The organism is Nonomuraea corallina, assembly GCF_027620315.1.
In the GTDB taxonomy this organism is placed as follows: domain Bacteria; phylum Actinomycetota; class Actinomycetes; order Streptosporangiales; family Streptosporangiaceae; genus Nonomuraea; species Nonomuraea corallina.
In genome coordinates, this window is record NZ_JAPNNL010000052.1 from 13,854 (window position 1) to 39,728 (window position 25,875).

The following is a 25,875-nucleotide window of genomic DNA, read 5'->3' on the forward strand; positions in this document are numbered from 1 at the left end:
CGGGATCGATCTGCGGCGCCATCAGCCCTTCGTGTAGGCGGAGAGGACTTCCTTCGGGTCGCCGTCCATCTTGATTTTGCCCTTGTGGAGCCAGATCACCCGGTTGCAGGTCTGTTCGATCACCCGCAGGTCGTGGGCGACGAGGAAGACGGTGCCGGCGGACTCCCTGATCTGGCGGATGCGCTGCTCGCTCTTCTTGCGGAACTCACGGTCGCCTGTGGCGAGCGCCTCGTCGATGAGCAGGACGTCGTGGGTCTTGGCCGAGGAGATGGCGAAGCGGAGGCGGGCGCCCATGCCGGAGGAGTAGGTGGACATCGGCAGCTGGACGAACTCGTCGATGCCGGAGAAGTCGACGATCTCCTGGTACTTCTCCTTGACCTCCGCCGGGGTCATGCCCATGGCGTAGCAGCCGAGGATGATGTTGCGCTCACCCGTCAGCTCGCGCATGAGGGCCGCGTTGACGCCCAGCAGCGACGGCTGGCCGTCGGTGTAGACGGCGCCGGAGTGGGGCGGCAGCAGGCCGGCGATGGCCCGCAGCAGCGTGGACTTGCCGGAGCCGTTGCGCCCGACGACGCCGATGGCGTCGCCGTGGTAGGCGACGAAGGAGACGCCTTTGACGGCGTGGACCTCCTTCATCTGCGGTCTGCCCTGGCGCTTGATGATGCGCATGAGGGCGTTGACCGCGTTGCCCTTCTCGGACTCCGAGGCCGCGCCGTAGACGCGGTAGACGATGTGCAGATCGTCGACGATGACCGTCGGCGTGCCCGTGGGCACATCCAAGGGGCCCTTCGCGGGCTCCGGGTTGGGATGCACCCGAACGTCCTTGCTTGGGACGGCGGGCTCCTCGCCCTTCACCTTTGCCAGCTCCTTGGTCAGTTCAGCCACGCCCGTACCTCTCCTCGGCTCGCCAGAAGTACCAGAAGCCGAAGCAGAGTGCGAACACTGCCCAGAATACGCAAGCCGCCCACACCATTGGAGGGGGAGAGTGCTTGGCGATGAAGATGTCCCGCATCCACTCGATGTAGGAGGCCGCGGGGTTGAGGTACATGGCGGTGGCGACCCACTGCGGCATGCCTGCGGCCTCGACCACCTTGTCCTGGATGGAGAAGAAGACGCCGGAGGCGTAGAGCCAGGTGCGGGTGATGAACGGCAGCAGCTGGTTGAGGTCCCGCATGGAGGCCCCGAGGCGCGCCATCACCAGCCCGGTGCCGACGTTGAACATGGTCTGCAGGACCAGCACGACCGGGATCATCAGCCAGTACCAGGTCGGGACCTCGCCGGTGATGAACACGATCAGCACCAGCACGCCCATGGAGATGGCGAGCTGCTGGAGCTCCTGGATGGTGTAGGCCAGGGGCAGCGCGGCCCGCGGGAAGTGGAGCGCCCGGATCAGCGACAGGTTGCCGGAGATCGACTTGGCGCCCGCGGTGACGCTGCGCTGGGTGTAGGTGAAGACGAAGATGCCGGTCAGCAGGAAGGCCGGGTAGTTCTCGACGCCGTCGCGGCCGCCGAGGACTATGCCGAACATCACATAGTAGATCGCGGCGTTGAGCAGCGGGGTCAGGACCTGCCACAGCTGTCCGAGCGCGGAGCTGGAGTATTTCGAGACGTTGCGCGAGGTCGCGTACGTCAGGATGAAGTGTCGCCGCTCCACGAGCTGGCGCAGATAGACGGTGAACCTCGGCCGTGCGATGGCACGGCGAAGCCCGTATCTCTCGGCGAGCTTGGCCAGCGGCTCCTGCCCGCTTCGGCCGCCCGCCTGGGCGTCCGCTACGGCGGATTCCGGCTGGCTCATGGCATGGACTCTATTGGATCCGGGTGGTTCGGGGTGCCTGCCGCATGGAGTGCGGCCGACAGTTGGACGATCTTTCGGGGCGCCCGGTTCCAAGGCGCCGTCAAGACTCGCTCAACCGTAGCTCAGCAGCGCCGATCATGGAGGCAACGGCACGACCACTGTCTGGTAGGAGGTATTTTTCATCGTCGGTGTGCGTCCTTGCCTGTGCCTGTCTGACTCGTTTATGCACTTCATCCCCCATAGCGCTGTCTGGGTGTGTCGGTTGATAGGTGGACGTGTGACCGAACTGCAACGCGCCAGAGACGTGCTGGTGGCAAGTAGTAAGGGATAGTCGCGATCGACTGGCAGGGCGTCGGCTGGTTTGACCAGGTCAGCCAAACCCGGGGGATTATAAGGAACCCCCCGTCAGGCTGCTCACGATCATTGCAGCTCAGCGCTTACGCCCACTTGTAGAGGGAGGATTCTTTTCACCATGCGTGTTACTAGAGGCGCACGGATCGTCGCCGGTACCGCGCTGCTCGCTCTCGCGGTTGCCGCGTGTGGCGGCGGCGCCAGCCCGTCCGGTGACCCCGCGGCGGATGGCGGCGACACTCCGGTTCGCATGGAGCTCGGCGAGCCGCAGAACCTGCTGGTCCCTTCGAACACCACCGAGTCCGAAGGCGCCGAGCTGCTCGCAGCCGTCTTCGAGCCCCTGGTGAACTACGACGAGAACAAGCAGGTCGTCGAGGCCGCTGCCGAGTCGATCACCACCGAGGACAACATCACCTGGACGGTCAAGCTCAAGTCGGGCTACACCTGGCACAACGGTGAGCCGCTGGTCGCCCAGAACTACGTCGACGCGTGGAACTACGCGGCCAACCAGGACAACGCGCAGGGCGCCGGTTACTTCTTCGGCCGGATCAAGGGCTACGACGCCCTCAACCCCGGTGAGGGCAAGGAAGTCACCACCAAGGAGATGGAAGGCCTGAAGGTCGTCGACGACACGACCTTCACCGTCGAGCTCGCCGCGCCGTTCTCCCAGTTCAGGACGATGCTCGGCTACACCGCGTTCTACCCGCTGCCCAAGGCCGCCTTCGGCGCCGACGGCAAGGTGACGAACGAGTACGGCGAGCAGCCGATCGGCCAGGGCCTCTTCAAGCTGGACAAGCCGTACAAGAAGGGCACCGACCAGACGGTCGACCTGTCCGTGTACGACAAGTACCCGGCCAAGAAGCCCAACGGCTGGACGAAGCTGCAGTTCAAGCTCTACAACAGCGCCGAGACCGCCTACAACGACCTGCAGGCGAACAACGTGGACATCCACGACTCGCTGCCGGCCTCGGCGATCTCCAGCGCGAAGGCGGCCCTCGGCGACCGCTACCAGGACCAGCCGGACGCCGGCATCGGCTACATCGGCTTCCCTCTGCAGTACAACGACGAGTACAAGGACGTCCGGGTCCGCGAGGCCATCTCCATGGCCATCGACCGGAAGACCATCGCCGAGACGGTCTTCTCCGGCACCCGCGCCCCGGCCGACGACTTCATCAACCCGGCCATCGACGGTTACCGCCAGGGCGCCTGCGCGGCCTGCACCTACGACCCGGGCAAGGCGAAGGAGCAGTACGCGGCGGCCAACGGCCCGGCGAAGCTGGAGCTCGGCTACAACGCCGACGGCGGCCACAAGGAGTGGATCGAGGCCGTCGCCAACAACCTCCGCGCCAACCTCGGCGTCGAGGTGACGGTCGCGCCGTTCGAGAAGTTCGCCAACATCCTCGACGACCTGGACGCCAAGAAGTACAAGGGCATGTTCAGGATGGGCTGGGCGATCGACTACCCGTCCGCTGAGAACTACCTGTCGCCGATCTTCTCGACCGGCGCCATCAAGACCGGCTCCAACTACGCGGGTTACTCCAGCAAGGAGTTCGACGACCTGGTGGCCAAGGGCGACCAGGCGCCGACCGCCGAAGAGGGTCTGAAGTTCTACCAGCAGGCGGACGACGTCCTCATCAAGGACCTGCCGTACATCCCGGTTTACTTCTACCGGAACAACTCGGGGCACTCGACGAACGTCAAGAACGTCAAGATCAACCTTCTCAACCAGGTTGAGTGGGCTGACGTCGAGAAGGCCTGACGTTGAATACAGGGGTGGGCGGGACGCCGTCCACCCCTCGTGAGCCCGCCACGAAGGCAGTCGCTTGGGTCGGCGTTACCCCAGGTTCCCAGGGACTGCCTTCTGGCATGTACGGGAGGCTTGTATGGGCCGTTACATCATCAGGCGCCTGATCCAGGCGATACCAGTTCTGCTGGGCGCCACCCTGTTCATCTTCGCCATCGTGTTCGCGCTTCCCGGAGACCCCATCGAGGCGCTCGCCGGTGAGAAGCGTCAGGACCCCGCGATCGTCAACATCATCCGTGAGCAGTATCACCTGAATGATCCGCTGCTGCTGCAGTACTGGTACTACATCAGCGGCATCCTGTTCCGGGGCGACTTCGGCACGACCTTCGCCGGCGTTCCCGTGACCCAGCTGCTCGCGGGCAAGTTCCAGGTCACGCTGAACCTCGCGTTCACCGCGCTGGTCATGGAAGCCGTCATCGGCCTGGTGCTGGGCCTGTGGGCGGCGCTGCGTCGCGGCCGGGCCACCGACACCGCGATCCTGGCCTCGACCCTGCTGCTCATCTCGGTGCCGACCCTGGTCACCGGGTTCGTGCTGCAGCTGTGGCTCGGCGTCTGGCTCAAGCAGGCCACGGGCATCGAATTCTTCCCCATCGCGGGAGCGACCCAGGGGTTGAAGTCATACCTGTTGCCCGGTTTCGTGCTGGCCGGCACGTCCATCGCCTACCTCACCCGGTTGACGAGGACGAGCCTGGTCGAGACGCTGCGTTCCGACTACATCCGCACCGCCACCGCGAAGGGATTGTCGAGACGGAGAGTCGTGGGCAGACACGGGTTGCGCAACGCGCTGATCCCGATGGTCACCTATCTCGGGGCCGACCTGGGCGTGCTCATGGGCGGCGCGATCATCACGGAGACCATCTTCAACCTGCCGGGCATCGGTCTGCAGCTGTATCAAGGCGTTTACCTTCGTGAGCAACCCATCGTCGTAGGTATCGTGACCATCCTGGTGTTGGTGTACATCGTCGCGAACCTGATCGTCGACATGCTGTACGCCGTGCTCGACCCGAGGATCCGCTATGAGTGAGACACCGCAGATGGGCCAGGTCGGGCCGGCGTTCCCCGACACCCAGTCACTGACGGAAAACCCACCGCCCAGCGCGCCGCCGCCGGTCGAGCAGGCGAAGAAGAAGGACTCGAAACCGGCGAGCCTCTGGAGCGACGCCTGGTACGACCTGCGCCGCAGGCCGATGTTCATCTTCTCGCTGATCTTGATCGCGATCCTGCTGGTCATGTCGTTCTGGCCGTCGCTGTTCACCTCGATCGACCCGTTCGACGCCAAGACGTGCGAACTGTCGACCGCCCGGCAGGGGCCGAGCGCCGGCCACATCTTCGGCCGGGACAACCTGGGCTGCGACGTGTACGCCAAGACCATCTACGGCGCGAAGAACTCGATCATCATCGGCGTGGCCACCACGGTGATCACCGCACTGGTCGGCGGACTGCTCGGCCTGCTCGCGGGCACCCGGGGCGGACTCACCGACACGATCGCCTCGCGTGTCACCGAGGTCTTCTTCGCCATCCCCTCCATCCTGGGCGCGCTGCTCATCACGGCGACCTTCCGGGACCAGGGGCTGGGAATCTGGATCGTGGTGATCGCGCTGTCGGTGCTGGCCTGGCCGATGACCTACCGCATCATGCGAGCGGCCGTCATCACCGCGCGAAGCCAGGACTTCGTGCTGGCCGCGCGGGCGCTGGGGGCCGGCCAGTCGCGCATCATGTTCAGGCACCTGCTGCCGAACGCGCTCGCACCGGTGATCGTCATCGCCACCATCAACCTGGGCGGGTTCATCGCTGCCGAGGCGGCGCTGTCCTTCCTCGGGGTCGGCGTGACGTCGCCGGACATCTCGTGGGGGCTGATGATCGCCGACGCCCGGAACCGGTTCCTGGAGGCGCCGCTGCCGCTGGTGTTCCCCGCCCTGTTCCTGAGCATCACGGTGCTCGCGTTCATCATGCTGGGCGACGCCGTACGCGACGCGCTCGACCCGAAGCTCAGGTAGGAGGGGGGAGACATGAGCAAGACATCGTTGGAGGCGTTGCCGGCCGAGGGAGGGCTCGGCAACGAGCCTCTGCTGGCGGTGGACGACCTGCACGTGGAGTTCGCCACGCGCGGGGGCGCGGTGAAGGCCGTCAACGGCGTGAGCTACTCGCTCGACGCCGGTGAGACCCTCGCGGTCCTGGGCGAGTCGGGTTCCGGCAAGTCCGTGACCGCGCAGGCGATCATGGGAATCCTCGACATTCCGCCGGCGCGCATCCCCAAGGGGGAGGTCCGCTTCCACGGCACCGACCTGCTCAAGCTGTCGGAAGAGGCGCGCACGCAGGTGCGCGGCCAGCGCATCGCGATGATCTTCCAGGACGCGCTCTCCGCGCTGAACCCGGTGTTCACCGTGGGCTGGCAGATCAGCGAGATGTTCCGGGTGCACCGGGGCATGTCCAAGCGCGACTCCATGAAGAAGGCCGTCGAACTGATGGACCGGGTCCGCATCCCGGCCGCCAAGCAGCGCGTCAACGACTACCCGCACCAGTTCTCCGGGGGCATGCGCCAGCGCATCATGATCGCCATGTCGATCGCGCTGGACCCCGAGGTGCTGATCGCCGACGAGCCGACCACCGCGCTCGACGTGACGGTCCAGGCCCAGGTCATGGAGCTGCTCGCGGAGCTGCAGCGCGAGAGCAACATGGGCATGATCCTGATCACGCACGACCTCGGCGTCGTGGCCGACGTCGCCGACAAGATCGCGGTCATGTACGCGGGACGCATCGTGGAGAACGCCCCGGTGCACGACATCTACAAGGCTCCCGCCCACCCCTACACCAAGGGGCTGCTGGAGTCGATCCCGCGGGTCGACCACAAGGGCCAGGAGCTGTACGCCATCAAGGGCCTGCCGCCCAACCTGCTGGCCATGCCCACCGGCTGCGCCTTCCACCCGCGCTGCCCGTACCGGCAGGACAACTGCGTGACCGACGTCCCCCCGCTCTACGAGATCAGCGGCACGCGCAACAGCGCCTGCCACTACTGGAGGGAGGTCCTCGATGGCGACCAAGGGTGACACGATCCTGGAGGTCCGCGATCTGGTGAAGCACTACCCCCTCAACCAGGGGATCGTGTTCAAGAAGCAGATCGGGGCCATCAAGGCCGTCGACGGGGTCTCCTTCGACCTCGCCAGGGGCGAGACGCTCGGCATCGTGGGCGAGTCGGGCTGCGGCAAGTCCACCCTCGCCAAGGTGCTCATGGCGCTGGAGCGGCCCACCTCCGGAACGGTGAAGATCGACGGGCGTGACATCGGCCGGGCCAGGGGCGGCGAGCTCAAGCGGATGCGGCGCAACATCCAGATGGTCATGCAGGACCCCTACACCTCGCTGAACCCGCGGATGACCGTCGGCGACATCGTCGGGGAGCCGTTCGACATCCACACCGAGGTGGCGCCGAAGGGTGACCGCAACCGCAAGGTGCAGGAGCTCCTGGAGGTCGTGGGTCTCAACCCCGACCACATCAACCGCTACCCCCACCAGTTCTCGGGGGGCCAGCGGCAGCGCATCGGCATCGCCCGCGGGCTGGCCCTGCAGCCGGAGATCATCGTCTGTGACGAGCCGGTCTCCGCGCTGGACGTGTCGATCCAGGCCCAGGTGATCAACCTGCTGGAGCGGCTGCAGAACGAGTTCAACCTGGCGTACATCTTCATCGCCCACGACCTGTCGGTGGTCCGCCACATCTCCGACCGGGTCGGGGTGATGTACCTGGGCAAGATCGTGGAGCTCGGCAAGGACACCGAGATCTACGACCGGCCCGCCCACCCGTACAGCCAGGCGCTGCTGTCGGCCGTGCCGGTCCCCGACCCCGAGGGCCGCGAGAACCGGGAGCGGATCATCCTCCAGGGCGACCCGCCGTCCCCGGCCAACCCGCCGTCCGGCTGCCGCTTCCGTACGCGGTGCTGGAAGGCGCAGGAGATCTGCGCGACGGAGGAGCCGCTGCTGGAGATCCGTCCGGGCACGGACCACGAGAGCGCCTGCCATTTCGCCGAGACGCACGACGTGGTGCACGCGAGCTCCTGACCTGACCCCGCGTGATCGCGCTTCGCCCCCGTGCCGTCAGGCGCGGGGGCGAAGGCCTGTCCGGGCCTCTGCCCGGGTGCGGGGCCGGGGTTGGAGCAGGACGCGGGCCGACAGGGCCAGGGCCAGGGCGACCAGGGCCGCGATGACCAGCGCCCGCGAACCCGGCGGCGGGCCGGGCTCCGCGTCGCCGAAGTGCTCCGCGGGAAGCGGCAGAGCCTGGGCGGGGCCCGCCAGACGTTCGGCCGCGCGCAGCGCCAGGGCGGCGTTGGCGACACCGTGCCCGTAAGCGGCGTCGTAGCCGCCGTGCGGGCGTCTCCTGGTGCCGCGCTCGATCGCGCGGCGCACGTGGCGGGGCGACAGCTCCGGGTACGCGGACCTGATCAGCGCGGCGATGCCCGCGACCATGGCGGCGGCCGAGCTGGTGCCGTCGCTGACCACGTACTGGCCGGTCGCGGTGGCGGTGACGATGTCGACGCCGGGGGCGACGACCGACAGGTGGCGGCGGTTGGAGAACCCGGCCGGCCGGAGCCGCCTGTCGACGGCGCCCACGGCGATCACGCCGGGGTAGGCGGCGGGGAAGTTCCTCCTGTTGGTGGTGGCGCCGTCGTTGCCCGAGGAGGCGACCAGGACCGCGCCGCGCGTGATCGCGTACCGCACCGCCGCCTCCTCGGCGGCCGAGCCCTTCCAGGAGCCGCTGCCGCCGCCCAGCGACATGCTGATGACCTGCGCGCCCCGGTCCACGGCGTAGCGGATGCCCTTGGCGAGCGCGTGGCGGTCGCCTGCGCGGCGTCCGCCGCGCAGGGGGTCGGAGTTCTCCAGCGTGACGCGCACCGACAGCACCTTGGCGGCGGGCGCGACGCCGAGCACCCCGTGATCGTCGTCGGTCCGGTTCGCGCCTCCTCGGGAGGGGTGGCCGTGGCCGGCGATGAGGCTGGCCATGGCGGTGCCGTGGTGGCCCCATAGAACGCCGGTCCTGGCGGCTCCGGTGAGGTCCGGGCCCTGGACCACCGAGCCGCGCAGGTCGGGGTGGTCGCCGCGGACGCCGGTGTCGAGCACCGCCACCAGCACGCCCTCGCCCCTGGTGAGCCGCCAGGCGTCGGCCAGTCGTAACGCGCCGAGCTGCCACTGCTTGGCCCGCGCGGCGGCGCCCGTCTCGTGGTCGGCCGCGGCGGGCGGCACGGCCAGGCCGAGCAGGAGCGACAGGAGCGGCGCCGTCGCCGCCAGGCGTGGCGACCTCATCGGGCGGTGCCCGGGCGCGGGGCGGCGGCGAGCCGGGGTGCGGCCGGCGGCCTGGACACGTGGAGCTGGAACACGTCGACCTCGAACGGGGGTGAGGGGCGCCCGATCATGCCGCAGCATTCTGGCACGCGACCGGGGTTTCGGTCCGACGCTTCCGTGAACAGTCCGATACGCTACGTAATTGACGTTTGCGGCTTTTGCCTTATACGGAGGGTGACACCCGGACACGCGCCCCCGGAGGCAGCCCGAGGCGCTGCGCCGCGTCGCCGCAGTTCACCGCGAACGCGATCAGGCCCGCCGAGTCCGCGAACGCCACCAGCTCCCCGGGCGGGACCGCCGCGTAGGTCTCCCGGTAGGGCATCGACAGCCGCCGCCGGCCCAGCGACACGCCGAGCGTGTCACCCGTCCGCAGGCCCAGTGCCGCCAGGTCGCCGGCCGAGATCGACAGCTGCGTGTTGCCGTAGCCGTCCACCGAGACGACCTCGCCCTCGACCGCGCCCCCGCGCAGCACGGAGGTGGGCTCCGGCAGCGTGACCAGCCTCTCGACCGGCACCTCAGGGCCCAGCTCGCCCGCACTCAGGCCCGCGCACAGCCGCCCCGCCACGGGCGCGAACACGTCCCGGCCGTGGAACGTGGGCGACACCGGGTGCAGGAAGTGCTCGGCGTTGCTCAGCTCGTACGCCGCCCGCGCGCCGCCGCTGGCACGCACCGCCCACGACAGCAGCCCGTTGTCCGGCCCGATGAACACCCGGCCGCCGGCCTCCACCGCGACCGCCCGCCGGGCCCCACCGGCCCCGGGGTCGACGGCCCCGACATGCACGCCTACGGGAAGGTACGGGATCGTCTGGGCCAGAATCGCCGCACCGCGCCGCACGTCGCCCGACGGGACCAGGTGGCACACATCGATCACCCGGACATCTGGGGCAATCCCTGCGATTACCCCGTGGCAGGCGGCGACATAGCCATCCTCGAGCCCGTAATCCGTGAGAAGTGTGATGACTGAGGTCACACTTAGTGACTGTACGTCTCGCAATCCGCCGTGAACAGCCGCACTCGGCACATTACGATGGCCACGGGCCGCCTGTGCGGCGCGAAGCCATCGTCGCGCCGCCCTTCCCGAGGAGGACACCATGGACACTGCACCGTCAAACGGTGACAGTGCTGACCGGAGGGCTGACCAGGAAGCAGACCAGGGACCGGGCCAGGGACCGGGCCAGGGACCGGGCCAGGGACCGGGCCAGAGGGCCGACGAGGGGGCCGACCAGGGGGTGGAGCAGGACTCCGTCCAGGAGTCCGTCCATCGGCCTCTCACCGACCGCGAGCTCGAACTCCTCGCCTTCGAGCGCCACTGGTGGCGCTACGCGGGCGCGAAGGAGCAGGCCATCAAGGAGACCTTCGGGTTCTCCGCCACCCGCTACTACCAGTTGTTGGCCGAGTTGATCGACCGGCCCGAGGCGCTGGCGCACGACCCGATGCTGGTCAAACGGCTGCGCCGGCTGCGCGCCGGCCGCCGCCGCGAGCGCTCCGCCCGGAGACTGGGCATGCGCCCCTGACCCGATGGGTACGGCAGCGGCGTGAACGACATCCCTGGAATGGAAGCGATACTGAAGGACCCGGCCGGCGCCGTGATCGGGCTCGACTTCGACGGCACCTTGTCGCCGATCGTGCCCGACCCCGACGCCGCGGTCGTCCACTCCGAGGCGCCGCGGACGCTGGCCGAGCTGGGCCGGCACGTCCGCGCGGTGGCGATCGTGACCGGGCGGCCGCCCGCCAAGGTGCTGGAGCTGGGGCCCGCGCTCAAGGAGGTGCCCGGCCTGGTCATCCTCGGCCACTACGGCTTCGAGCGGTGGGAGGACGGGCGGATCTGCGCGCCCCCGCCGCCGGCCGGGGTGCCCCGGGCCAAGGCGGAGCTGCCGCTGCTGCTCGACTCGCTGGGCCTGGCCGACGTGGCACTGGAGGACAAGGGCCGCGCGGTGGCCGTCCACACCCGCCGCAGCGCCGACCCCGAGGGCGCGCTGGCCGCGCTCCGTGAGCCGCTGACGGCGCTGGCGGCCAAGCACGGCCTGGTCGTGGAGCCGGGCCGCCTGGTGCTCGAACTGCGGCCTTCCGGCATGGACAAGGGGCACGCGCTCAGCGCCTTCCTGGCCGAGCGGGCCGCCAGGTCCGTGCTCTTCGCCGGTGACGACCTCGGCGATCTGGCCGCCTTCGACGCGGTGCGCTCGGCGGGCCTGCCCGGCGTGACCGTGTGCAGCGGCTCGGCAGAGGTGACGGAGCTGGCCGACCGGGCCGACATCGTGGTCGACGGCCCCGAGGGCGTGGTGGCGCTGCTACGCGAGCTGACCTCGGCGTTCAGCCGTTCCTAACCGGATTGCAAACGAAGATCCCTAAGGTCCCGTCCATGAGAGCGAATCACCTCGCGGTCGTGACCGTCGCCGCGGCGGCCGTCCTCGCGGCCCCCGCCACCGCGGCCGCCGCCTCCTCCTCCGAGTCCGCGTCCGCCGCCTCCGCCCCTGCTCAGGAGCTCAAGCTGCGCAAGGGCCTGACCCTCTACATCCCGATCCAGTGGGAGGTCCACCGCTTCGGTCCTGACGTGGTGCAGGTCGTGACCGGGAAGTGCGGCAAGCCGAGGGGCTGGGGGACGCCGAACTGCGACGCCTTCTACGTCCTCGGCCCGTCCCTCATCAAGCGCGGCGACGAGGGGTTTCGCCGCTACACCGGCAAGAGCCCCTTTTACACCTCGAGCGGCGTGCTGCCCTGCCCGTTCAACCAGAAATGGGGCGAGTCCATCGGCCCGAAGGTGAAGCGCGGCGTGCGCCAGGTCGGGAAGGGGCACAAGGCCGCCCACAACGTCTGGCAGTCGCGTTGCATCAGCTTGTCGAACGGCAAGACCAAGGCCCGCTTCACGCAGCGCGAGTGGTACCTGCCGAAGAGCAAGATCCTCGTAGTGGACCAGTGGAACACCCCGGGGCTGGCCGCCGCGCTCAGGCACGCCGACTGGAAGTGAGGCGGACACCTCCTGGCGAGTCCCGGCCGTGAGGTCAGGTGAGCGCGTCGAGCTGAGCGGCCAGCCACCGATGCGGGGGCAGGGCGGTGGCCGCCGCCACCAGCCGGGCGCGCCGGTGGACGCGCTCGGGCTCGGGCATCACCAGCGCCGCGTGCAGGGCGTCCGCCGTGCCGGTGATGTCGTAGGGGTTGACCACCAGCGCGTGCGCGCCCAGCTCCGCGCACGCGCCCGCCTCCCGCGACAGCACCAGCGCGCACGTCCGCGACAGGACCGGGCCCTCCTTGGCCACCAGGTTCATGCCGTCGCGGATCGGGTTGACCAGCAGCACGTCGGCCAGCCGGTAGGCGGCCAGCGAGCGCGGGTAGTCGTCGTTGACGTTGAGGATCAGCGGGTCCCAGTCCTCGGTCGCGTACTCGTCCTCGATCTCCTGCGCGCAGCGCTGCACGGCCGCGGTGTACTCGCGGTACTCGGGCAGGTCGTGGCGGCTGGGATAGGCGAAGGCCAGGTGCACCACGCGGCCGTGCCACTCCGGATGGGCGTCCAGGAACTCCTTGTAGGAAAGCAGGCCGCGCACGATGTTCTTCGACAGCTCGGTCCGGTCGATGCGGACGATCAGCTTGCGGTCGCCGACCTGCTCCCTGATCGCCGCCATGTGCGACTCGACGTCGGGCTCGCCGGCGCGGGCCCACAGGGCCTCGCCGTCGACGCCGAGCGCGTGCACGCCGATCCGGGTGGCGCGACCCGCGTACGAGACCGTCCCGGCCCGCCGGTCGACCTCGGCGCCCAGCACGGTCCGGCAGCACTCCATGAACGCCTCCGCCCAGCGCCGGGTGAGGAACCCGGCGTGGTCGGCGCCCAGGATGCCCCCCAGCACCTCGCCCGCCACGTCGTCGGGGAGCAGCGAGAAGTATTCGGGCGGCGCCCACGGGGTGTGGCTGAAGTGGGCGACGCGCAGGTCGGGGCGCTCGGCGCGGAGCATGGCCGGGGTGAGGGTCAGGTGGTAGTCCTGCACCATGACGCGGGCGCCGTGGCCGGCCTCCTCGGCCAGCGCGAGCGCGAACGCCCCGTTGTAGTCGCGGTAGGACTCCCAGTCGCGCCGGAACCTCGTGCCGAAGTGGGGCGCGTTCGGGATGTCGTAGAGCAGGTGGTTGACGAACCAGAGCGTGGAGTTGGCCACGGAGTTGTAGGCCCGGTGGAAGGTGGACGACGCGATGTCGAGCATGCGCAGCGCGCCCGTCTCGTAGCCCGCGTGGTCGAGCCGGCCGCCGGGGGCCTGGCGGGCGGCGCTGCGGTCGCCGTCGGACAGGGCCGCGCACACCCACAGCACGTCGCCTTCCCTGCCCACGCCGGACAGGCCGGAGACGAGGCCGCCGCCGCCGCGTCTCATGGTGAGGACGCCGTCGTCGGAGACGGTGAACGACACGGGGCCTCGGTTCGAGGCGAGCAGGACGCTGTTCATTTCCCCTCCCTCCGATCATAGGATCCCAGCTATGGCGCTAGATGAGCACACCGAGGAACTCGCCCGTGCCGCCGCCCGCGGCGACCACCGCGCGCTCGGCGAGCTCCTGCGGCGGATCGAGCCCGACGTGCTGCGGCACTGCGCCCGGATCCTGCCCTACCACCAGGACGCGGAGGAAGCGGCTCAGGACACCCTGCTCGCGGTGGCGCGCAACATCGGGCGGTTCGAGGGCCGGGCGAGGTTCAGCACCTGGCTCCACATCGTGACCGCCAACTGCGCGCGCACCACGTACCGCTCGCTCAAGCGCAGGTCGGCGGAGCAGAGCTCCGACGAGCTGCTGACGCAGAAGCCCGACGTGCGGCGGGTCAGCGTGATCGCGGGCTCGCGGCTGGACCTGCTCGACGCGATGGAGGCGCTGGAGGCCGACAAGCCGGACCTGGCGCAGGCGCTGGTGCTGCGCGACATCGTGCAGCTCGACTACAGCGAGGTGGCCGAGCAGCTCAACATCCCGCTCGGCACCGCCAAGTCGCGCATCCACCAGGCTCGCAAATACGTCCAGGGGGTGCTGGGCGACGACTATCGGTGAGACCGTTCATCTCGGAGTCTGAGACGGCTGTCCAGAGCACCCGGTTGATTGGGTAGAGTCCGAGTCAGCAGCAACAACTGAACATTGCTCATCCAGAGGGGTGGAGGGACCGGCCCTGCGAAGCCCCGGCAACCCTCCCGGCTTGTGACTCGCGACCTGGCGAGGCCGACCGGGACAGGGTGCCAATTCCGGTCCGCGGTCAAGGTGGCCGCGGGCGAAGATGAGGGAAGGCCTCGCTTCATGTCGCTCGACTTTGGTCCCGCAACCGCGCTCTCCTGCCGCGAATGCGGCGCCCGCTACCCGCTCGGCCCCGACTTCGCCTGCGTCGAGTGTTTCGGGCCGCTGGAGGCGGCCTACGACTTCGGCGACGTCAAGCGGTCCGACATCGAGTCGGGCCCGGCCAGCATCTGGCGCTACCGTTCCCTGCTGCCGGTGCCGGCCGACGTCGCGACCAAGCCCAACATGAACCCCGGCTGGACGCCGCTGGTCAAGGCGGGCAACCTGGGCCGGGTGCTCGGGCTCAGGTCCCTGTACGTGAAGGACGACTCGGGCAACCCCACCCACTCCTTCAAGGACCGGGTGGTGGCCATCGCCGTCGAGGCGGCCCGCAATTTCGGCTTCCACACGCTCTCCTGCTCCTCGACCGGAAACCTGGCCGGGGCCGTCACGGCCGCCGCCGCCAGGGCGGGCCTGGACGCGTGCGTGTTCATCCCCGCCGGGCTGGAGCAGGCCAAGATCGCCATGGCCCGGGTCTTCGGCGGCAGGCTCATCGGCATCGAGGGCACCTACGACGAGGTCAACCGGTTCTGCTCGGAGCTGATCGGCGATCCTCTGGGTGACAAGTGGGGGTTCGTCAACGTCAACCTGCGGCCCTACTACGCCGAGGGCTCCAAGACCCTCGCGTACGAGATCGCCGAGCAGCTCGGCTGGCGGGTGCCGGAGCAGATCGTCATTCCGATCGCGTCCGGCTCCCAGCTCACCAAGATCGACAAGGGGTTCAAGGAGCTGATCCGGCTCGGGCTGATCGAGGACCGGCCCTACAAGGTCTTCGGGGCGCAGGCCCAGGGCTGCTCGCCGGTGTCGGCCGCCTTCAAGGCCGGCCACGACGTGGTCCAGCCGGTCAAGCCCGACACCATCGCCAAGTCGCTGGCCATCGGCAACCCCGCCGACGGCCCGTACGTGCTCGACATCGCCCGGCGCACCGGCGGCGCGGTCGAGGACGTGACGGACGCCGAGATCGTCGCGGCCATCAGGCTGCTGGCCTCGACCGAGGGCATCTTCGCCGAGACGGCGGGCGGCGTCACGGTGGGCGTGCTGAAGAAGCTCGTCGAGACCGGGCAGCTCGACCCGGAGGCCGAGACCGTGGTGCTCAACACCGGCGACGGGCTCAAGACGCTCGACGCCGTGGCCGCCGACGCGCAGCCCACGGCCGTGATCCGGCCTTCTCTCGACGCGTTCCGCGCGACTGTCTGACAATCAGGAAAGGCGACGTACATCATGAGCGTTTCTGTGCGGATTCCCACCATTCTGCGCACGTACACCGGGGGCAACGCGGAAGTGAGCGGGGAAGGCGCGACTCTCCGTGACGTCCTGGCCAAGCTCGACTCGGACTACCCGGGGATCGGCGCCCGCATTCTGGATGAATCGGGCAAGATTCGGCGTTTTGTCAACGTCTACGTGGGAGAAGAGGACGTCCGATTCGCCCAGGGTCTGGACACGCCGGCCCCGGAGGGTGCTCAGATCTCCATCATCCCGGCCGTCGCGGGCGGCTGAACCCGCTCGCTCAGTGGAGCATCGGTCTGGGATCGGTCTGGGCATCGGTCGGGAAGGCGCCCCATGCGGGCGCCTTCCCCTTTTGCGGGGAATTTCAACATTGAACTACTCAGCCAGGGGTGAAATACGTCTTTCGTAGGTTGACTCTGTTGCCAAACGCCGTGCCACAGGTATGGTCGAGTGCGATCGTCAGACGATATCCCCATATCTCTTGGCGATTGTGGGTCTCGCGGAGGAATGGGCGAGATCTCTGGGCCCAGTAAGAGGAGTCAGAAGTGGCGCAGGGCACCGTCAAGTGGTTCAACGCGGACAAGGGCTACGGCTTCATCGCGGTAGACGGTGGTAAGGATGTATTCGTCCATTACTCGGCAATCTTGATGGACGGCTATCGCTCTCTCGAGCAGGGACAACGAGTCGAGTTCGAGATCACGCAGGGCCAGAAGGGACCGCAGGCGGAGTCCGTCAGAGCGGTCTGAGATGTAACTGGTACGCACCGGCAGCGCGCACGCCAGCGCAGTGCGTGTGATCTGCCACCTCACAACAGGGATACGGCGGGCCGCCCGGGGCCCGCCGTACGGACCTTCACAGCCAGGAGTTGACCTGCGGGAGGCCGACGTCGGCTTGCACTCGGCAGGGGAGAGTGCTAAACATTTCGTTGGCACTCTATGTTGATGAGTGCCAACGGGGATCGAGACGATGGGGCCTGCCGAACGGAGATGTGGGCCCATATGCCGTCGCGGGCGTCGGCTCGGTCTCACCAGGACACCCTGTATCTGGGAGGTCTCGCCTAATGGCAGCCAAGATGATCGCGTTTGACGAGGACGCCCGGCGCGGTCTCGAGCGCGGGATGAACCAGCTCGCCGACGCGGTGAAGGTCACGCTCGGCCCCAAGGGCCGCAACGTCGTGCTGGAGAAGAAGTGGGGCGCCCCCACGATCACCAACGACGGTGTCTCGATCGCCAAGGAGATCGAGCTCGAGGACCCGTGGGAGAAGATCGGCGCCGAGCTGGTCAAGGAAGTCGCCAAGAAGACGGACGACGTCGCCGGCGACGGCACCACCACCGCTACCGTGCTCGCCCAGGCGCTCGTACGTGAGGGCCTGCGCAACGTCGCTGCCGGCGCCAACCCGATGGCCCTGAAGAAGGGCATCGAGGCCGCTGTGGAGCGCGTCAGCGAGGAGCTCTCCAAGCTGGCCAAGGACGTGGAGACCAAGGAGCAGATCGCCTCCACCGCCTCCATCTCCGCCGCCGACCCCGAGATCGGCTCGCTCATCGCCGAGGCGATGGACAAGGTCGGCAAGGAAGGCGTCATCACCGTCGAGGAGAGCAACACCTTCGGCCTGGAGCTGGAGCTCACCGAGGGCATGCGCTTCGACAAGGGCATGACGTCGATGTACTTCGTCACGGACTCCGACCGCATGGAGGCCGTGCTCGAGGACCCGTACATCCTGATCGTCAACTCGAAGATCTCGGCCAACAAGGACCTGCTGCCGCTGCTCGACAAGGTCGTGCAGTCCGGCAAGCCGCTCCTCATCATCGCCGAGGACATCGAGGGCGAGGCCCTGGCCACGCTGGTGGTCAACAAGATCCGCGGCCTGTTCCGCTCGGTGGCCGTCAAGGCCCCCGGCTTCGGCGACCGCCGCAAGGCCATGCTGGCCGACATCGCCATCCTCACCGGCGGACAGGTCATCGCCGAGGAGGTCGGTCTCAAGCTGGAGAACGCCACCCTCGACCTGCTGGGCCGCGCCCGCAAGGTCGTGGTGACCAAGGACGAGACCACGATCGTCGACGGCGCCGGTGACGCCGACTCGATCGCCGGCCGGGTCAACGAGATCCGCGCCGAGATCGACCGCACCGACTCCGACTACGACCGCGAGAAGCTCCAGGAGCGGCTGGCCAAGCTGGCCGGCGGCGTGGCCGTCATCAAGGCCGGCGCCGCCACCGAGGTCGAGCTGAAGGAGCGCAAGCACCGCATCGAGGACGCCGTGCGCAACGCCAAGGCGGCCGTCGAGGAGGGCATCGTGCCCGGCGGTGGCGTGGCCCTGCTGCAGGCCGGCGCCAAGGCGTTCGACAAGCTGGAGCTGCCGGGCGACGAGGCCACCGGTGCCGCCATCGTCCGCAAGGCGCTGGAGGAGCCGCTCAAGCAGATCGCGGTCAACGCCGGCCTTGAGGGCGGCGTCGTGGTCGAGCGCGTCCGCAACCTCACCCCCGGTGAGGGCCTCAACGCGGCCAGCGGCGACTACGTCAACATGTTCGAGGCGGGCATCATCGACCCGGCCAAGGTGACGCGCTCCGCGCTGCAGAACGCCGCCTCCATCGCGGCGCTCTTCCTCACCACCGAGGCCGTCATCGCCGAGAAGCCGGAGAAGGCCGCTGCCGCTCCGGCGGGCATGCCCGGCGGCGGTGACATGGACTTCTGATCGAGGGTTCTCGACCTGAGGTTCGCGAGTCGGCCCGCACCGGTGTTTCCGGTTCGGGCCGCTTCGCATTTCCGCCCGCTCCTTCACGGAGAGGTTTACCGCGCCGTACCACTATCCGTATATGTCCGATAACGTTCTGATATACGGCACCCAGCGGAAAACGTTTCGCGGTTCTTTAGCCCGCGGGACCCAAGAGCCAGAACCTGGCAAACGCGGCACCGCCCCCCGAGGGAGGCGGTGCGCTCGCGTGGTCAGACCCCGAAATGGGGGACGATGTGGCCGCGCGCCAGGGTGTTGGCGGTGATGTTGAAGCCCACCACGGCCGGACTGGTGTCGGTGTCGACGCCGAGGGTGTCGACGCCGAGCGCGTGCACGGTGAAGACGTAGCGGTGCGGGTCGCCGGGAGGCGGGGCCGCACCACCGTAGTCCTTGGTGCCGTAGTCGTTGCGGGCGTGCTTGGCGCCCTGCGGCAGCCCTTTGAACTCGGGCGCGGTGCCGGCCCCCGTGGGCAGCTCGGTGACCGACGCCGGGATGTCGAACAGCACCCAGTGCCAGAAGCCGCTGCCCGTGGGCGCGTCGGGGTCGAAGCAGGTCACCGCGTAGCTGAGCGTCTCCGCCGGCGCCTCGGACCAGCGGAGGCTGGGGGAGAGGTTCTGGCCCGTCATGCCCCAGTCGTTGAAGACGTGCAGGTCACTCAGCCTCTCCCCGTCCGTCATGTCGTCGCTGTGGACCGTGAGCGAGGGGACCGACGGCAGGTGTTCGTGTGGCAGCGGTGCTGGCACGGCATCCTCCTTTGGGTGAAAGCTCCTCCCGTCATCCTAGAAGTGATCCTCCGCCTCGCCACGTGTCGCCGTCACCCTGCGAGCTGCGGCGGGAGGGGTCTGTGGTGGAGGACCGTGAGCGAGGTGACGGCGCGGGTGAGCACCACGTAGAGGCGGGCCAGGCCGCGGGGCTCGGCGTCGACGATGTCGGCCGGCTCCACCACGATGACGTGGTCGTACTCCAGGCCCTTGGCCAGTGTCGCGGGCACCACGAGAAGGCGGTGCTCCTGGACGGCGTCGGGGTCGAGGACGGCGTGCGCGACGCCCGAGAGCGACTCGGAGACCGCTTGGACCGCGGCGTCGGGGACGATGACGCCGATGGAGCCCTCGCGGCCCAGCGCCTCCTGGACGGCCTCGCAGAGATCGCCGGACGGCCGGATCGACAGGGACCCGGAGCCGGGGCGCAGCGACCGGGGCGGGGCCAGACCGGGGGCGATGGACGGCAGCAGGCGGGCGGCGTAGTCGAGGACCTCGCGGGGGACGCGGAAGCCCAGCGTCAGCTCGGTGACCTCGCCGTCCTGGCCGAGATGGGCGAGGACCGAACGCCACGACGTGGTGGACCAGGGGGTGGTGCCCTGCGCCAGGTCGCCGAGCACGGTGGCGGAGCCGTTGCGGCAGCGCCTGCCGAGCGCGCGCAGCTGCATCGCCGACAGGTCCTGCGCCTCGTCGACGACGAGGTGGCCGAGCGAGGGGGTGCGCTCGATCAGGTCGCCCAGCTCGTCGAGGAGCGCCGCGTCGGCGGCGCTCCACCTGGCGGACCGCCAGCTCCGGTACGGCTTGCGCCAGAGCAGCAGACCCCGCTCCTCGGGCGACAGGTCGGACCGGGCGGCCCTGGCGAGGAACTCCTCGTCGGACAGCAGCCGGTGGAGCACCTGCTCCGGCGTCAGCTTCGGCCACACGGCGTCGACCAGCTGCTTGACCGGCCGGGACCGGGCCACCGCGTCCTGCACCCGGTCGTCGGGCGACTCACCGCGCTGTTCCATCCGCACCAGCACCAGGTGGGCGAGCCGCTGGGCGAGCGCGGCGCGGCCGGGACCGTAGCGGGTGGTGCCGCGCAGCGAGGCGACGATCTCGCGCACCTCGTGGTCGGCCACCCGGTGGCGGTAGGCGCCCTTGGCGTAGACCAGCCCTTCCTCCGGCTTGACGATGTGGAGCCAGAGGGCCCGCTTCAGCACGGCCGCCATCCGGGCGTCGCCCTTGACCGCGGCCGTCGCCGGGTCCTCCGGCGCGGCGTGGTCGCCGAGGAGCCCGGCCACCGTGGTCTGGTCGACCTTGACCTCGCCCAGCGCGGGCAGCACGGAGGAGATGTAGGAGAGGAAGGCCCGGTTCGGCCCGACGATCATCACGCCGGCCCTGGCGAGCCGCTCGCGGTGGGTGAACAGCAGGTAGGCGGCCCGGTGCAGGCCGACCGCCGTCTTCCCGGTGCCCGGCGCGCCCTGCACGCAGACCGTGCTGGTCAGCTCGGAGCGGACGATCTCGTCCTGGTCGGGCTGGATGGTGGCCACGATGTCGCGCATCGGGCCGGTGCGCGGGCGCTCGATCTCCTCGGTGAGGATCCGGGACGGGCCGATCTCGGCGCCCTGGTCGAGCGGCTCGTCCTCGTACGCGGTGAGCACGCCGCCGTGGTAGCCGAAGCGGCGGCGCAGCGTCACCCCCATCGGGTCGGCGGGACTGGCCTGGTAGAAGGCGCGCGACACGGGGGCGCGCCAGTCGATGACCAGGGGGCGGCTGGCGCCGTCGTGCACGTGACGGCGGCCGACGTGGATGGTGGAGGGCAGGTCGTCGGTGGCCGAGCGGTCGAGCCGGCCGAAGAACAGCGGCGTGTCGGGGTGGTCGGCCAGGGCGGCGACGCGCTGGTCCAGCAGGGACTGGAGGATCTGCTGGGAGACCCAGTCGCCGGCCGCGTCGGCGGAGAGCGACTGCGCGTGCGCGCGCATGGCCGCGAGCGCGGCCCTGGACTCGGCCAGGTGGGCCTGCTCGGCGGCGAGGACGCTGGAGGGTATGTCGGGGGCCAGTCGGTCGGTGGTGGGCATGGGGGAGCGCCTCCCGGCGGTCGGAGGTGGATGACAAGGCAGCGAATCCGCCAGCTTAGTGCGCCCGCCGCGATGCCCTCAAAGGCATTTAGCCGCCGCGGGGGGAGGGTAGGAAGTCGGCGTGGCGCGCGTGCGACTCGGCTTCTCGCCGATCCTTCCCACCATCGCGAGTTTTCTGCTGGCCGCACTCTGGACGCTGTCGGTGTTCGCCGGCTGGGGGCTGGAGGCCTTCTGCGCGGGCGGCGAGACGCCGGCGTGCGAGCGGCGGCTCACCGCGTTCGCCTCGGTGTCGGGCCTGTTCGCTGCGGTGGCCGCCTGCCTGACGGCGGCGGCCTGGGTGCTTCCGGCGGCGCGGCAGGACGAGCGGACGTTCACCCGGTTCATGGTGATGAGCGGGGTCGCGTGGATCGCCGCGGAGGGCGTGCTGTTCCTCGGCGGCGTCCTGACTAAGTGAACGATCCTCACAAACCGGCGGCATATAACGAAATGCCACAAAATACGGGCATACCAGGTGGCATTCCCGGATCATCGGGTATGTCGCAGCCGGATTGAGTAGCGACGGTGAAGCACGCAGCGAGGGGGATGGTTCGATTGTCGACTACCCGCGGGGTCTCCTGGACGTGAGACCGTGGGGCCTGGCCGCTCCGCGAGCGGCCGGGCTCACACCCCGCCCAGCACGTCGTCGGCGTCGATGATCGAATACGCGTATCCCTGCTCGGCCAGGAACCGCTGCCGGTGCGCGGCGAACTCCTGGTCGACCGTGTCACGGCTGACCACGGTGTAGAAGCGGGCCCCGCCGCCGTCGGCCTTGGGCCGCAGCACCCGGCCCAGCCGCTGCGCCTCCTCCTGCCGGGACCCGAACGTGCCCGACACCTGAATGGCCACGCTCGCCTCGGGCAGGTCGATGGAGAAGTTGGCCACCTTCGACACCACCAGGACCTGGATCTCCTTGTCGCGGAAGGCCTGGTAGAGGCGCTCGCGCTCCTTGACCCGGGTCTCACCCTTGATCACCGGCGCGTTCAGGTGCTCGCCCAGCTCGTCGAGCTGGTCGATGTACTGGCCGATCACCAGCACCTGCTCGCCCAGATGGCGGCGGACCAGCGCCTCGGTGACCCGGGTCTTGGACGGCGTCGTGGCGCAGAACCGGTAGCGCTCCTCCACCTCGGCCATCGCGTACGCCAGCCGCTCCTCGTCGGTCAGCGTCACCCGTACCTCGACGCAGTCGGCCGGGGCGATCCAGCCCTGGTTCTCCATCTCCTTCCAGGGCGCGTCGTAGCGCTTGGGGCCGATCAGCGAGAACACGTCGCCCTCGCGGCCGTCCTCCCGCACCAGCGTCGCGGTCAGCCCCACGCGCCGGCGGGCCTGAAGGCCGGCCGTCATCCGGAAGATCGGCGCCGGCAGCAGGTGGACCTCGTCGTAGACGATCAGGCCCCAGTCGCGCGCGTCGAACAGCTCCAGGTGGCTGTAGACGCCCTTGCGCCGGGTCGTCATCACCTGGTAGGTCGCGATGGTGACCGGCCGGATCTCCTTCTTGGAGCCGGAGTACTCGCCGATCTCGTCCTCGGTCAGCGAGGTGCGCTTGAGCAGCTCCTGCTTCCACTGGTGGGCGCTGACCGTGTTGGTGACCAGGATCAGCGTCGTCGCCCGGGCGTGCGCCATCGCGGCCGCGCCCACGATGGTCTTGCCGGCGCCGCAGGGCAGCACGATCACCCCGGAGCCGCCGTGCCAGAAGGCGTCGGCGGCCTCCTGCTGGTAGGGCCGGAGCGTCCAGCCGTCCTGGACCAGCTCGACCGGGTGGTGCTCGCCGTCGACGTAGCCCGCCAGGTCCTCCGCCGGCCAGCCCAGCTTGAGCAGCGCCTGCTTGATGTTGCCGCGGTCGCTCGGATGGACGGCCACGGTGTCGTCGCCGACGCGCTCGCCCAGCATCGGCTGGATCTTCCTGGCGCGCAGCACCTCTTCGAGCACGGCCCGGTCGGTGGAGGTCAGCGTCAGCCCGTGGACCGGATCCTTCTCCAGCCTGAGCCGGCCGTAGCGGGCCATCGTCTCGGCGACGTCGACGAGCAGGGCGTGCGGCACCGGGTAGCGGCTGTAGCCGATCAGCGCGTCGATGACCTGCTCGGCGTCGTGGCCCGCGGCGCGGGCGTTCCACAGCGCCAGCGGGGTGACCCGGTAGGTGTGCACGTGTTCGGGCGCGCGTTCGAGCTCGGCGAACGGCGCGATCGCCTTGCGGCACGCGTCGGCCCTCTCGTGGTCGACCTCGAGCAGCAGCGTCTTGTCCGATTGGACGATGAGCGGGCCGTCGTTCACAGCCATCCCTTCAAACGGTTGACGCCTATCCAACACGCGCGACGGCCCAAACAGTCCCGGCGGGGCGGGAATCAGTCGTCGAGGTAGCCGTTCTCGCCGAGATAGAGGACCAGCACGACCGTCGCCAGGATGCCCGCCACCATCACCACCAAGCTCCACGCGATGTAGACGCGGGCCTTGTCCGGCGCGACCCCGGCGCGCAGAGCCTGACCGGCGAGAAAGGCGCCGACGAGGCCGAGGACGTTGCAGCAGGAGACCACGCTGAAGAGGTTGAGCACGAGCGCGACGATGCCGCGGACGTTGGGCTCGCCGCGGGCGCCGGCCGGAGGAGGGCCGTAACCGTAGGACGGGGGCGGCTGCCGGCCGTAGGGGGCTCCGTACGGCTGGTAGGGATGATCGTCCTGGCTCATGTCACCTCCCTGACGGTCCAGGAATATCACGGATCAGGCGGCGACCGGTCGGGGTTCCCGTCAGCCGTCGAACCGCGCGCGCAGCGCCTTGCGGTCGAGCTTGAGCACGCTGGTGATCGGGATCGAGTCGACGAACGTGACCTCGCGGGGATACTTGACGCGGCCCACGCGCTCCCTGGCCCAGGTGATCAGCTCCTCGGCGGTGACCTTCGCGCCCTCCGCGAGCTGGACGAACGCGACGACCTCCTCGCCCAGCCGCTCGTCCGGCCGGCCGACCACGCCCGACATCACCACCTCGGGGTGCCGGTTCAGGGCGTCCTCGACGTCGCGCGGGAACACGTTGAAACCGCCCCGTATGATCAGGTCCTTCTTCCTGTCGACCACGTACAGGTAGCCGTCGTCGTCCATGCAGCCGATGTCGCCGGTCCGCAGCTCGCCGTCGACCAGCGCGGTGCCCTCGGGGTCGGGCCGGTGCTCGCCCCAGTAGCCGAGCATCAGCGCCTCGCCGGACACGCAGATCTCGCCCACGTCGCCCTGCTCCACCGGCTCGCCAGAGGAGTCGCGGATGGTGATCGTGTAGCCCGGCAGCGGCAGGCCCACGCTGCCCGGCTTGCGCCGCCCCGGCGGGTTGAACGTGGTCACGGCGCTGGTCTCAGTCAGCCCGTAGCCCTCCAGGATCGTCACGCCCGGCATCCGCCGCTCGAACTCCGCCAGCACGTCCCGTCCCAGCGGGGCCGCACCGCAGGTGAGGAAGGCCAGGTCGGGCAGCGGATGCGACTCCAGCGGCTCGGCCAGCAGCATCTGCAGCATGGCCGGCACCACCGTGCCGTACTGGACCCGCTGCTCGGCGGCGAGCCGCAGGAACAGGCCGGGGTCGAACCAGCGCATCAGCACCGCCTGGGGCGGCTCGGTGGCGTGCATCCCGGCCACGGTGACGATCAGCCCGTACGCGTGCGAGAGCGGCACCGGGACGATCGCCCGGTTGATCCCCTCCTGGTGGGAGAGCTCGTAGGCGGCCTTGGCGACCTGCCACAGGCCCGCGTGGCTGAGCATGACGCCCTTGGCCCTGCCGGTGGTGCCGCCGGTGTACATCAGGGCGGCCAGGTCGCCGGCGTCCCGCGCCACCGGGCCGTGCTCGGCGGCCCGCTCCAGCTCGGCGGTGTCGACGTACACCGGCACGTCCACCCCGGTCGCCCGTACGGTGCCGGCCAGCTCGGGCGAGGTGACCACGGCGGCGGCGCCGCTGTCGAGCAGGATGTGCCGCAGCTCGTCGGCGCCCACCAGGAACACCACCGGCGTCACCACCGCGCCCGCCGCCCACAGCGCCTGGCAGACGAGCGGCACCTCGGGGGAGGTGGCCATCATCACGACCACCCGGTCGCCGGGCCGGATGCCGGCCTCGACGAAGCCGCCGCAGGCGCGCCTGGCCCGCTCGGCGAGGCTGTGGCTGCGGTGCCACACCCCCTCGTAGCACATCGCGTCGTAGTCCTCGAACCTGTTCCAGGACTGCTCGGCCAGCCTGCCCAGCGTTTGCTCGGTCACACTGCCTAACTTGCTGCTAGATCAGGCGCACCGTCAAGCCTCGCACGGCAGGACCGAGGCCGGATCAGACGCCCGACACGCCTGTGATGCGATGCAGGGCGAAGCGGTGGACGGCCGCCCGGGTCTCGTCGTAGGCGGTGAGGTAGCCGCCCTCCATCCGGGCCGGCTCCAGGATGCGGGAGGTGGCGTTGCCCTGGGAGTCGGTGTAACCGATCCACACCCGCACCCCCTGCCGGATGGCGTCCTGCAGGATCGAGATCGTGGCCGTCGCCGGGGTCCGCG

General features: G+C 69.5%; 25 protein-coding genes and 1 riboswitch. Of the genes, 14 read left to right on the forward strand and 11 right to left on the reverse strand.

From position 1 onward, the window contains the following. Positions 1-21: 21 nt before the first annotated feature. Positions 22-885 (reverse strand): ABC transporter ATP-binding protein, encoded by an 864-nt coding sequence (locus OUY22_RS15545; RefSeq protein WP_270155669.1) that lies wholly within the window; start codon positions 883-885, stop codon positions 22-24. After that, complete coding sequence (locus OUY22_RS15550; RefSeq protein WP_270155670.1) at positions 878-1,795, reverse strand: ABC transporter permease; 918 nt, start codon at positions 1,793-1,795, stop codon at positions 878-880. Before OUY22_RS15550 ends, OUY22_RS15545 begins: the two co-directional genes overlap by 8 nt. A 601-nt stretch (positions 1,796-2,396) precedes the next feature. Here OUY22_RS15550 and OUY22_RS15555 point away from each other — a divergent pair. The 5 genes from OUY22_RS15555 (at position 2,397) to OUY22_RS15575 (ending at position 8,000) form a co-directional block, all read left to right on the forward strand. Continuing rightward, positions 2,397-3,905 carry a peptide ABC transporter substrate-binding protein gene (locus OUY22_RS15555; RefSeq protein ID WP_270155671.1) on the forward strand — a complete coding sequence of 503 codons (1,509 nt, stop codon included), beginning with the start codon at positions 2,397-2,399 and terminating at the stop codon, positions 3,903-3,905. 124 nt (positions 3,906-4,029) lie between these two features. Beyond that, positions 4,030-4,974: an ABC transporter permease gene (locus OUY22_RS15560; protein WP_270155672.1), complete on the forward strand. Its 945-nt coding sequence runs from the start codon at positions 4,030-4,032 to the stop codon at positions 4,972-4,974. Continuing rightward, the gene (locus OUY22_RS15565) at positions 4,967-5,947 is read left to right on the forward strand and encodes an ABC transporter permease (protein ID WP_270155673.1); all 981 of its coding nucleotides are present in this window, start codon (positions 4,967-4,969) and stop codon (positions 5,945-5,947) included. Before OUY22_RS15560 ends, OUY22_RS15565 begins: the two co-directional genes overlap by 8 nt. A 12-nt stretch (positions 5,948-5,959) precedes the next feature. After that, on the forward strand, positions 5,960-6,997 hold the full coding sequence (locus OUY22_RS15570) for an ABC transporter ATP-binding protein (RefSeq protein ID WP_270155674.1): 1,038 nt from the start codon (positions 5,960-5,962) through the stop codon (positions 6,995-6,997). Next, complete coding sequence (locus OUY22_RS15575) at positions 6,981-8,000, forward strand: ABC transporter ATP-binding protein (RefSeq protein WP_270155675.1); 1,020 nt, start codon at positions 6,981-6,983, stop codon at positions 7,998-8,000. The genes OUY22_RS15570 and OUY22_RS15575 overlap by 17 nt, the downstream gene beginning before the upstream one ends. Before the next feature lie 36 nt (positions 8,001-8,036). Here the strand turns inward: OUY22_RS15575 and OUY22_RS15580 are convergent, their stop codons facing one another. After that, on the reverse strand, positions 8,037-9,239 hold the full coding sequence (locus OUY22_RS15580) for a S8 family serine peptidase (RefSeq protein ID WP_270155676.1): 1,203 nt from the start codon (positions 9,237-9,239) through the stop codon (positions 8,037-8,039). 202 nt (positions 9,240-9,441) lie between these two features. After that, complete coding sequence (locus OUY22_RS15585) at positions 9,442-10,299, reverse strand: SAM hydrolase/SAM-dependent halogenase family protein (protein ID WP_333486686.1); 858 nt, start codon at positions 10,297-10,299, stop codon at positions 9,442-9,444. A 208-nt stretch (positions 10,300-10,507) separates the two neighbouring features. Here OUY22_RS15585 and OUY22_RS15590 point away from each other — a divergent pair, with 208 nt between their 5' ends. The 3 genes from OUY22_RS15590 to OUY22_RS15600 are packed head-to-tail and all read left to right on the forward strand — an operon-like array spanning position 10,508 to position 12,243. Further along, on the forward strand, positions 10,508-10,792 hold the full coding sequence (locus OUY22_RS15590) for a DUF3263 domain-containing protein (RefSeq protein WP_270155678.1): 285 nt from the start codon (positions 10,508-10,510) through the stop codon (positions 10,790-10,792). A 39-nt stretch (positions 10,793-10,831) separates the two neighbouring features. Then, the gene (gene otsB / locus OUY22_RS15595) at positions 10,832-11,602 is read left to right on the forward strand and encodes a trehalose-phosphatase (protein ID WP_270155679.1); all 771 of its coding nucleotides are present in this window, start codon (positions 10,832-10,834) and stop codon (positions 11,600-11,602) included. Between the two features lie 35 nt (positions 11,603-11,637). Next, on the forward strand, positions 11,638-12,243 hold the full coding sequence (locus OUY22_RS15600; protein ID WP_270155680.1) for a hypothetical protein: 606 nt from the start codon (positions 11,638-11,640) through the stop codon (positions 12,241-12,243). 34 nt (positions 12,244-12,277) lie between these two features. Here OUY22_RS15600 and OUY22_RS15605 read toward each other — a convergent pair whose 3' ends face one another. Beyond that, positions 12,278-13,702: an alpha,alpha-trehalose-phosphate synthase (UDP-forming) gene (locus OUY22_RS15605; protein ID WP_270155681.1), complete on the reverse strand. Its 1,425-nt coding sequence runs from the start codon at positions 13,700-13,702 to the stop codon at positions 12,278-12,280. Between the two features lie 31 nt (positions 13,703-13,733). Between OUY22_RS15605 and OUY22_RS15610 the strand changes: the two genes are divergently transcribed. From OUY22_RS15610 to groL, 5 genes are all read left to right on the forward strand, one after another. Then, the gene (locus OUY22_RS15610) at positions 13,734-14,288 is read left to right on the forward strand and encodes an RNA polymerase sigma factor (RefSeq protein WP_270155682.1); all 555 of its coding nucleotides are present in this window, start codon (positions 13,734-13,736) and stop codon (positions 14,286-14,288) included. Positions 14,289-14,373: 85 nt separating this feature from the next. Then, positions 14,374-14,515, forward strand: a riboswitch (SAM riboswitch). A gap of 13 nt (positions 14,516-14,528) precedes the next feature. Then, positions 14,529-15,761: a threonine synthase gene (thrC, locus tag OUY22_RS15615; protein ID WP_270155683.1), complete on the forward strand. Its 1,233-nt coding sequence runs from the start codon at positions 14,529-14,531 to the stop codon at positions 15,759-15,761. Positions 15,762-15,785: 24 nt separating this feature from the next. Beyond that, complete coding sequence (locus tag OUY22_RS15620) at positions 15,786-16,061, forward strand: MoaD/ThiS family protein (RefSeq protein ID WP_270155684.1); 276 nt, start codon at positions 15,786-15,788, stop codon at positions 16,059-16,061. Between the two features lie 275 nt (positions 16,062-16,336). Continuing rightward, positions 16,337-16,537 carry a cold-shock protein gene (locus OUY22_RS15625; RefSeq protein ID WP_020546479.1) on the forward strand — a complete coding sequence of 67 codons (201 nt, stop codon included), beginning with the start codon at positions 16,337-16,339 and terminating at the stop codon, positions 16,535-16,537. A gap of 314 nt (positions 16,538-16,851) precedes the next feature. Beyond that, the gene (gene groL, locus OUY22_RS15630) at positions 16,852-18,480 is read left to right on the forward strand and encodes a chaperonin GroEL (protein ID WP_270155685.1); all 1,629 of its coding nucleotides are present in this window, start codon (positions 16,852-16,854) and stop codon (positions 18,478-18,480) included. 251 nt (positions 18,481-18,731) lie between these two features. On the opposite strand, the gene OUY22_RS15635 is transcribed toward groL, so the two are convergent. Then, positions 18,732-19,262 carry a YbhB/YbcL family Raf kinase inhibitor-like protein gene (locus tag OUY22_RS15635; RefSeq protein ID WP_408638165.1) on the reverse strand — a complete coding sequence of 177 codons (531 nt, stop codon included), beginning with the start codon at positions 19,260-19,262 and terminating at the stop codon, positions 18,732-18,734. Positions 19,263-19,333: 71 nt separating this feature from the next. Beyond that, positions 19,334-21,334, reverse strand: a complete 2,001-nt coding sequence (locus OUY22_RS15640) for a HelD family protein (protein ID WP_270155686.1) — start codon at positions 21,332-21,334, stop codon at positions 19,334-19,336. A 121-nt stretch (positions 21,335-21,455) separates the two neighbouring features. Here OUY22_RS15640 and OUY22_RS15645 point away from each other — a divergent pair, with 121 nt between their 5' ends. Next, positions 21,456-21,788, forward strand: a complete 333-nt coding sequence (locus OUY22_RS15645; RefSeq protein WP_270155687.1) for a hypothetical protein — start codon at positions 21,456-21,458, stop codon at positions 21,786-21,788. Positions 21,789-21,994: 206 nt separating this feature from the next. On the opposite strand, the gene OUY22_RS15650 is transcribed toward OUY22_RS15645, so the two are convergent. The 4 genes from OUY22_RS15650 to OUY22_RS15665 all read right to left on the reverse strand — a co-directional run. Beyond that, positions 21,995-23,647: a DNA repair helicase XPB gene (locus OUY22_RS15650; protein ID WP_270155688.1), complete on the reverse strand. Its 1,653-nt coding sequence runs from the start codon at positions 23,645-23,647 to the stop codon at positions 21,995-21,997. A gap of 65 nt (positions 23,648-23,712) precedes the next feature. Next, a complete protein-coding gene (locus OUY22_RS15655) occupies positions 23,713-24,051 on the reverse strand; it encodes a hypothetical protein (protein WP_270155689.1) in 339 nt (112 codons plus the stop codon). Between the two features lie 60 nt (positions 24,052-24,111). Next, on the reverse strand, positions 24,112-25,593 hold the full coding sequence (locus tag OUY22_RS15660; protein WP_270155690.1) for an AMP-binding protein: 1,482 nt from the start codon (positions 25,591-25,593) through the stop codon (positions 24,112-24,114). Between the two features lie 64 nt (positions 25,594-25,657). Further along, positions 25,658-25,875, reverse strand: a 218-nt coding sequence (locus OUY22_RS15665; protein WP_270155691.1) for a WYL domain-containing protein, incomplete at its 5' end; no start/stop codon positions are given.

What these genes read in the sequence shown, in the direction of transcription:
- OUY22_RS15550 (WP_270155670.1), bottom strand. Translation starts at nt 1,795, where the DNA reads ATGAGCCAGCCGGAATCCGCCGTAGCGGACGCCCAGGCGGGCGGCCGA.
- OUY22_RS15555 (WP_270155671.1), top strand. Translation starts at nt 2,397, where the DNA reads ATGGAGCTCGGCGAGCCGCAGAACCTGCTGGTCCCTTCGAACACCACC.
- OUY22_RS15560 (WP_270155672.1), top strand. Translation starts at nt 4,030, where the DNA reads ATGGGCCGTTACATCATCAGGCGCCTGATCCAGGCGATACCAGTTCTG.
- OUY22_RS15565 (WP_270155673.1), top strand. Translation starts at nt 4,967, where the DNA reads ATGAGTGAGACACCGCAGATGGGCCAGGTCGGGCCGGCGTTCCCCGAC.
- OUY22_RS15570 (WP_270155674.1), top strand. Translation starts at nt 5,960, where the DNA reads ATGAGCAAGACATCGTTGGAGGCGTTGCCGGCCGAGGGAGGGCTCGGC.
- OUY22_RS15575 (WP_270155675.1), top strand. Translation starts at nt 6,981, where the DNA reads ATGGCGACCAAGGGTGACACGATCCTGGAGGTCCGCGATCTGGTGAAG.
- OUY22_RS15580 (WP_270155676.1), bottom strand. Translation starts at nt 9,239, where the DNA reads ATGAGGTCGCCACGCCTGGCGGCGACGGCGCCGCTCCTGTCGCTCCTG.
- otsB (WP_270155679.1), top strand. Translation starts at nt 10,832, where the DNA reads ATGGAAGCGATACTGAAGGACCCGGCCGGCGCCGTGATCGGGCTCGAC.
- OUY22_RS15600 (WP_270155680.1), top strand. Translation starts at nt 11,638, where the DNA reads ATGAGAGCGAATCACCTCGCGGTCGTGACCGTCGCCGCGGCGGCCGTC.
- OUY22_RS15605 (WP_270155681.1), bottom strand. Translation starts at nt 13,702, where the DNA reads ATGAACAGCGTCCTGCTCGCCTCGAACCGAGGCCCCGTGTCGTTCACC.
- OUY22_RS15610 (WP_270155682.1), top strand. Translation starts at nt 13,734, where the DNA reads ATGGCGCTAGATGAGCACACCGAGGAACTCGCCCGTGCCGCCGCCCGC.
- thrC (WP_270155683.1), top strand. Translation starts at nt 14,529, where the DNA reads ATGTCGCTCGACTTTGGTCCCGCAACCGCGCTCTCCTGCCGCGAATGC.
- OUY22_RS15620 (WP_270155684.1), top strand. Translation starts at nt 15,786, where the DNA reads ATGAGCGTTTCTGTGCGGATTCCCACCATTCTGCGCACGTACACCGGG.
- groL (WP_270155685.1), top strand. Translation starts at nt 16,852, where the DNA reads ATGGCAGCCAAGATGATCGCGTTTGACGAGGACGCCCGGCGCGGTCTC.
- OUY22_RS15640 (WP_270155686.1), bottom strand. Translation starts at nt 21,334, where the DNA reads ATGCCCACCACCGACCGACTGGCCCCCGACATACCCTCCAGCGTCCTC.
- OUY22_RS15650 (WP_270155688.1), bottom strand. Translation starts at nt 23,647, where the DNA reads ATGGCTGTGAACGACGGCCCGCTCATCGTCCAATCGGACAAGACGCTG.
- OUY22_RS15655 (WP_270155689.1), bottom strand. Translation starts at nt 24,051, where the DNA reads ATGAGCCAGGACGATCATCCCTACCAGCCGTACGGAGCCCCCTACGGC.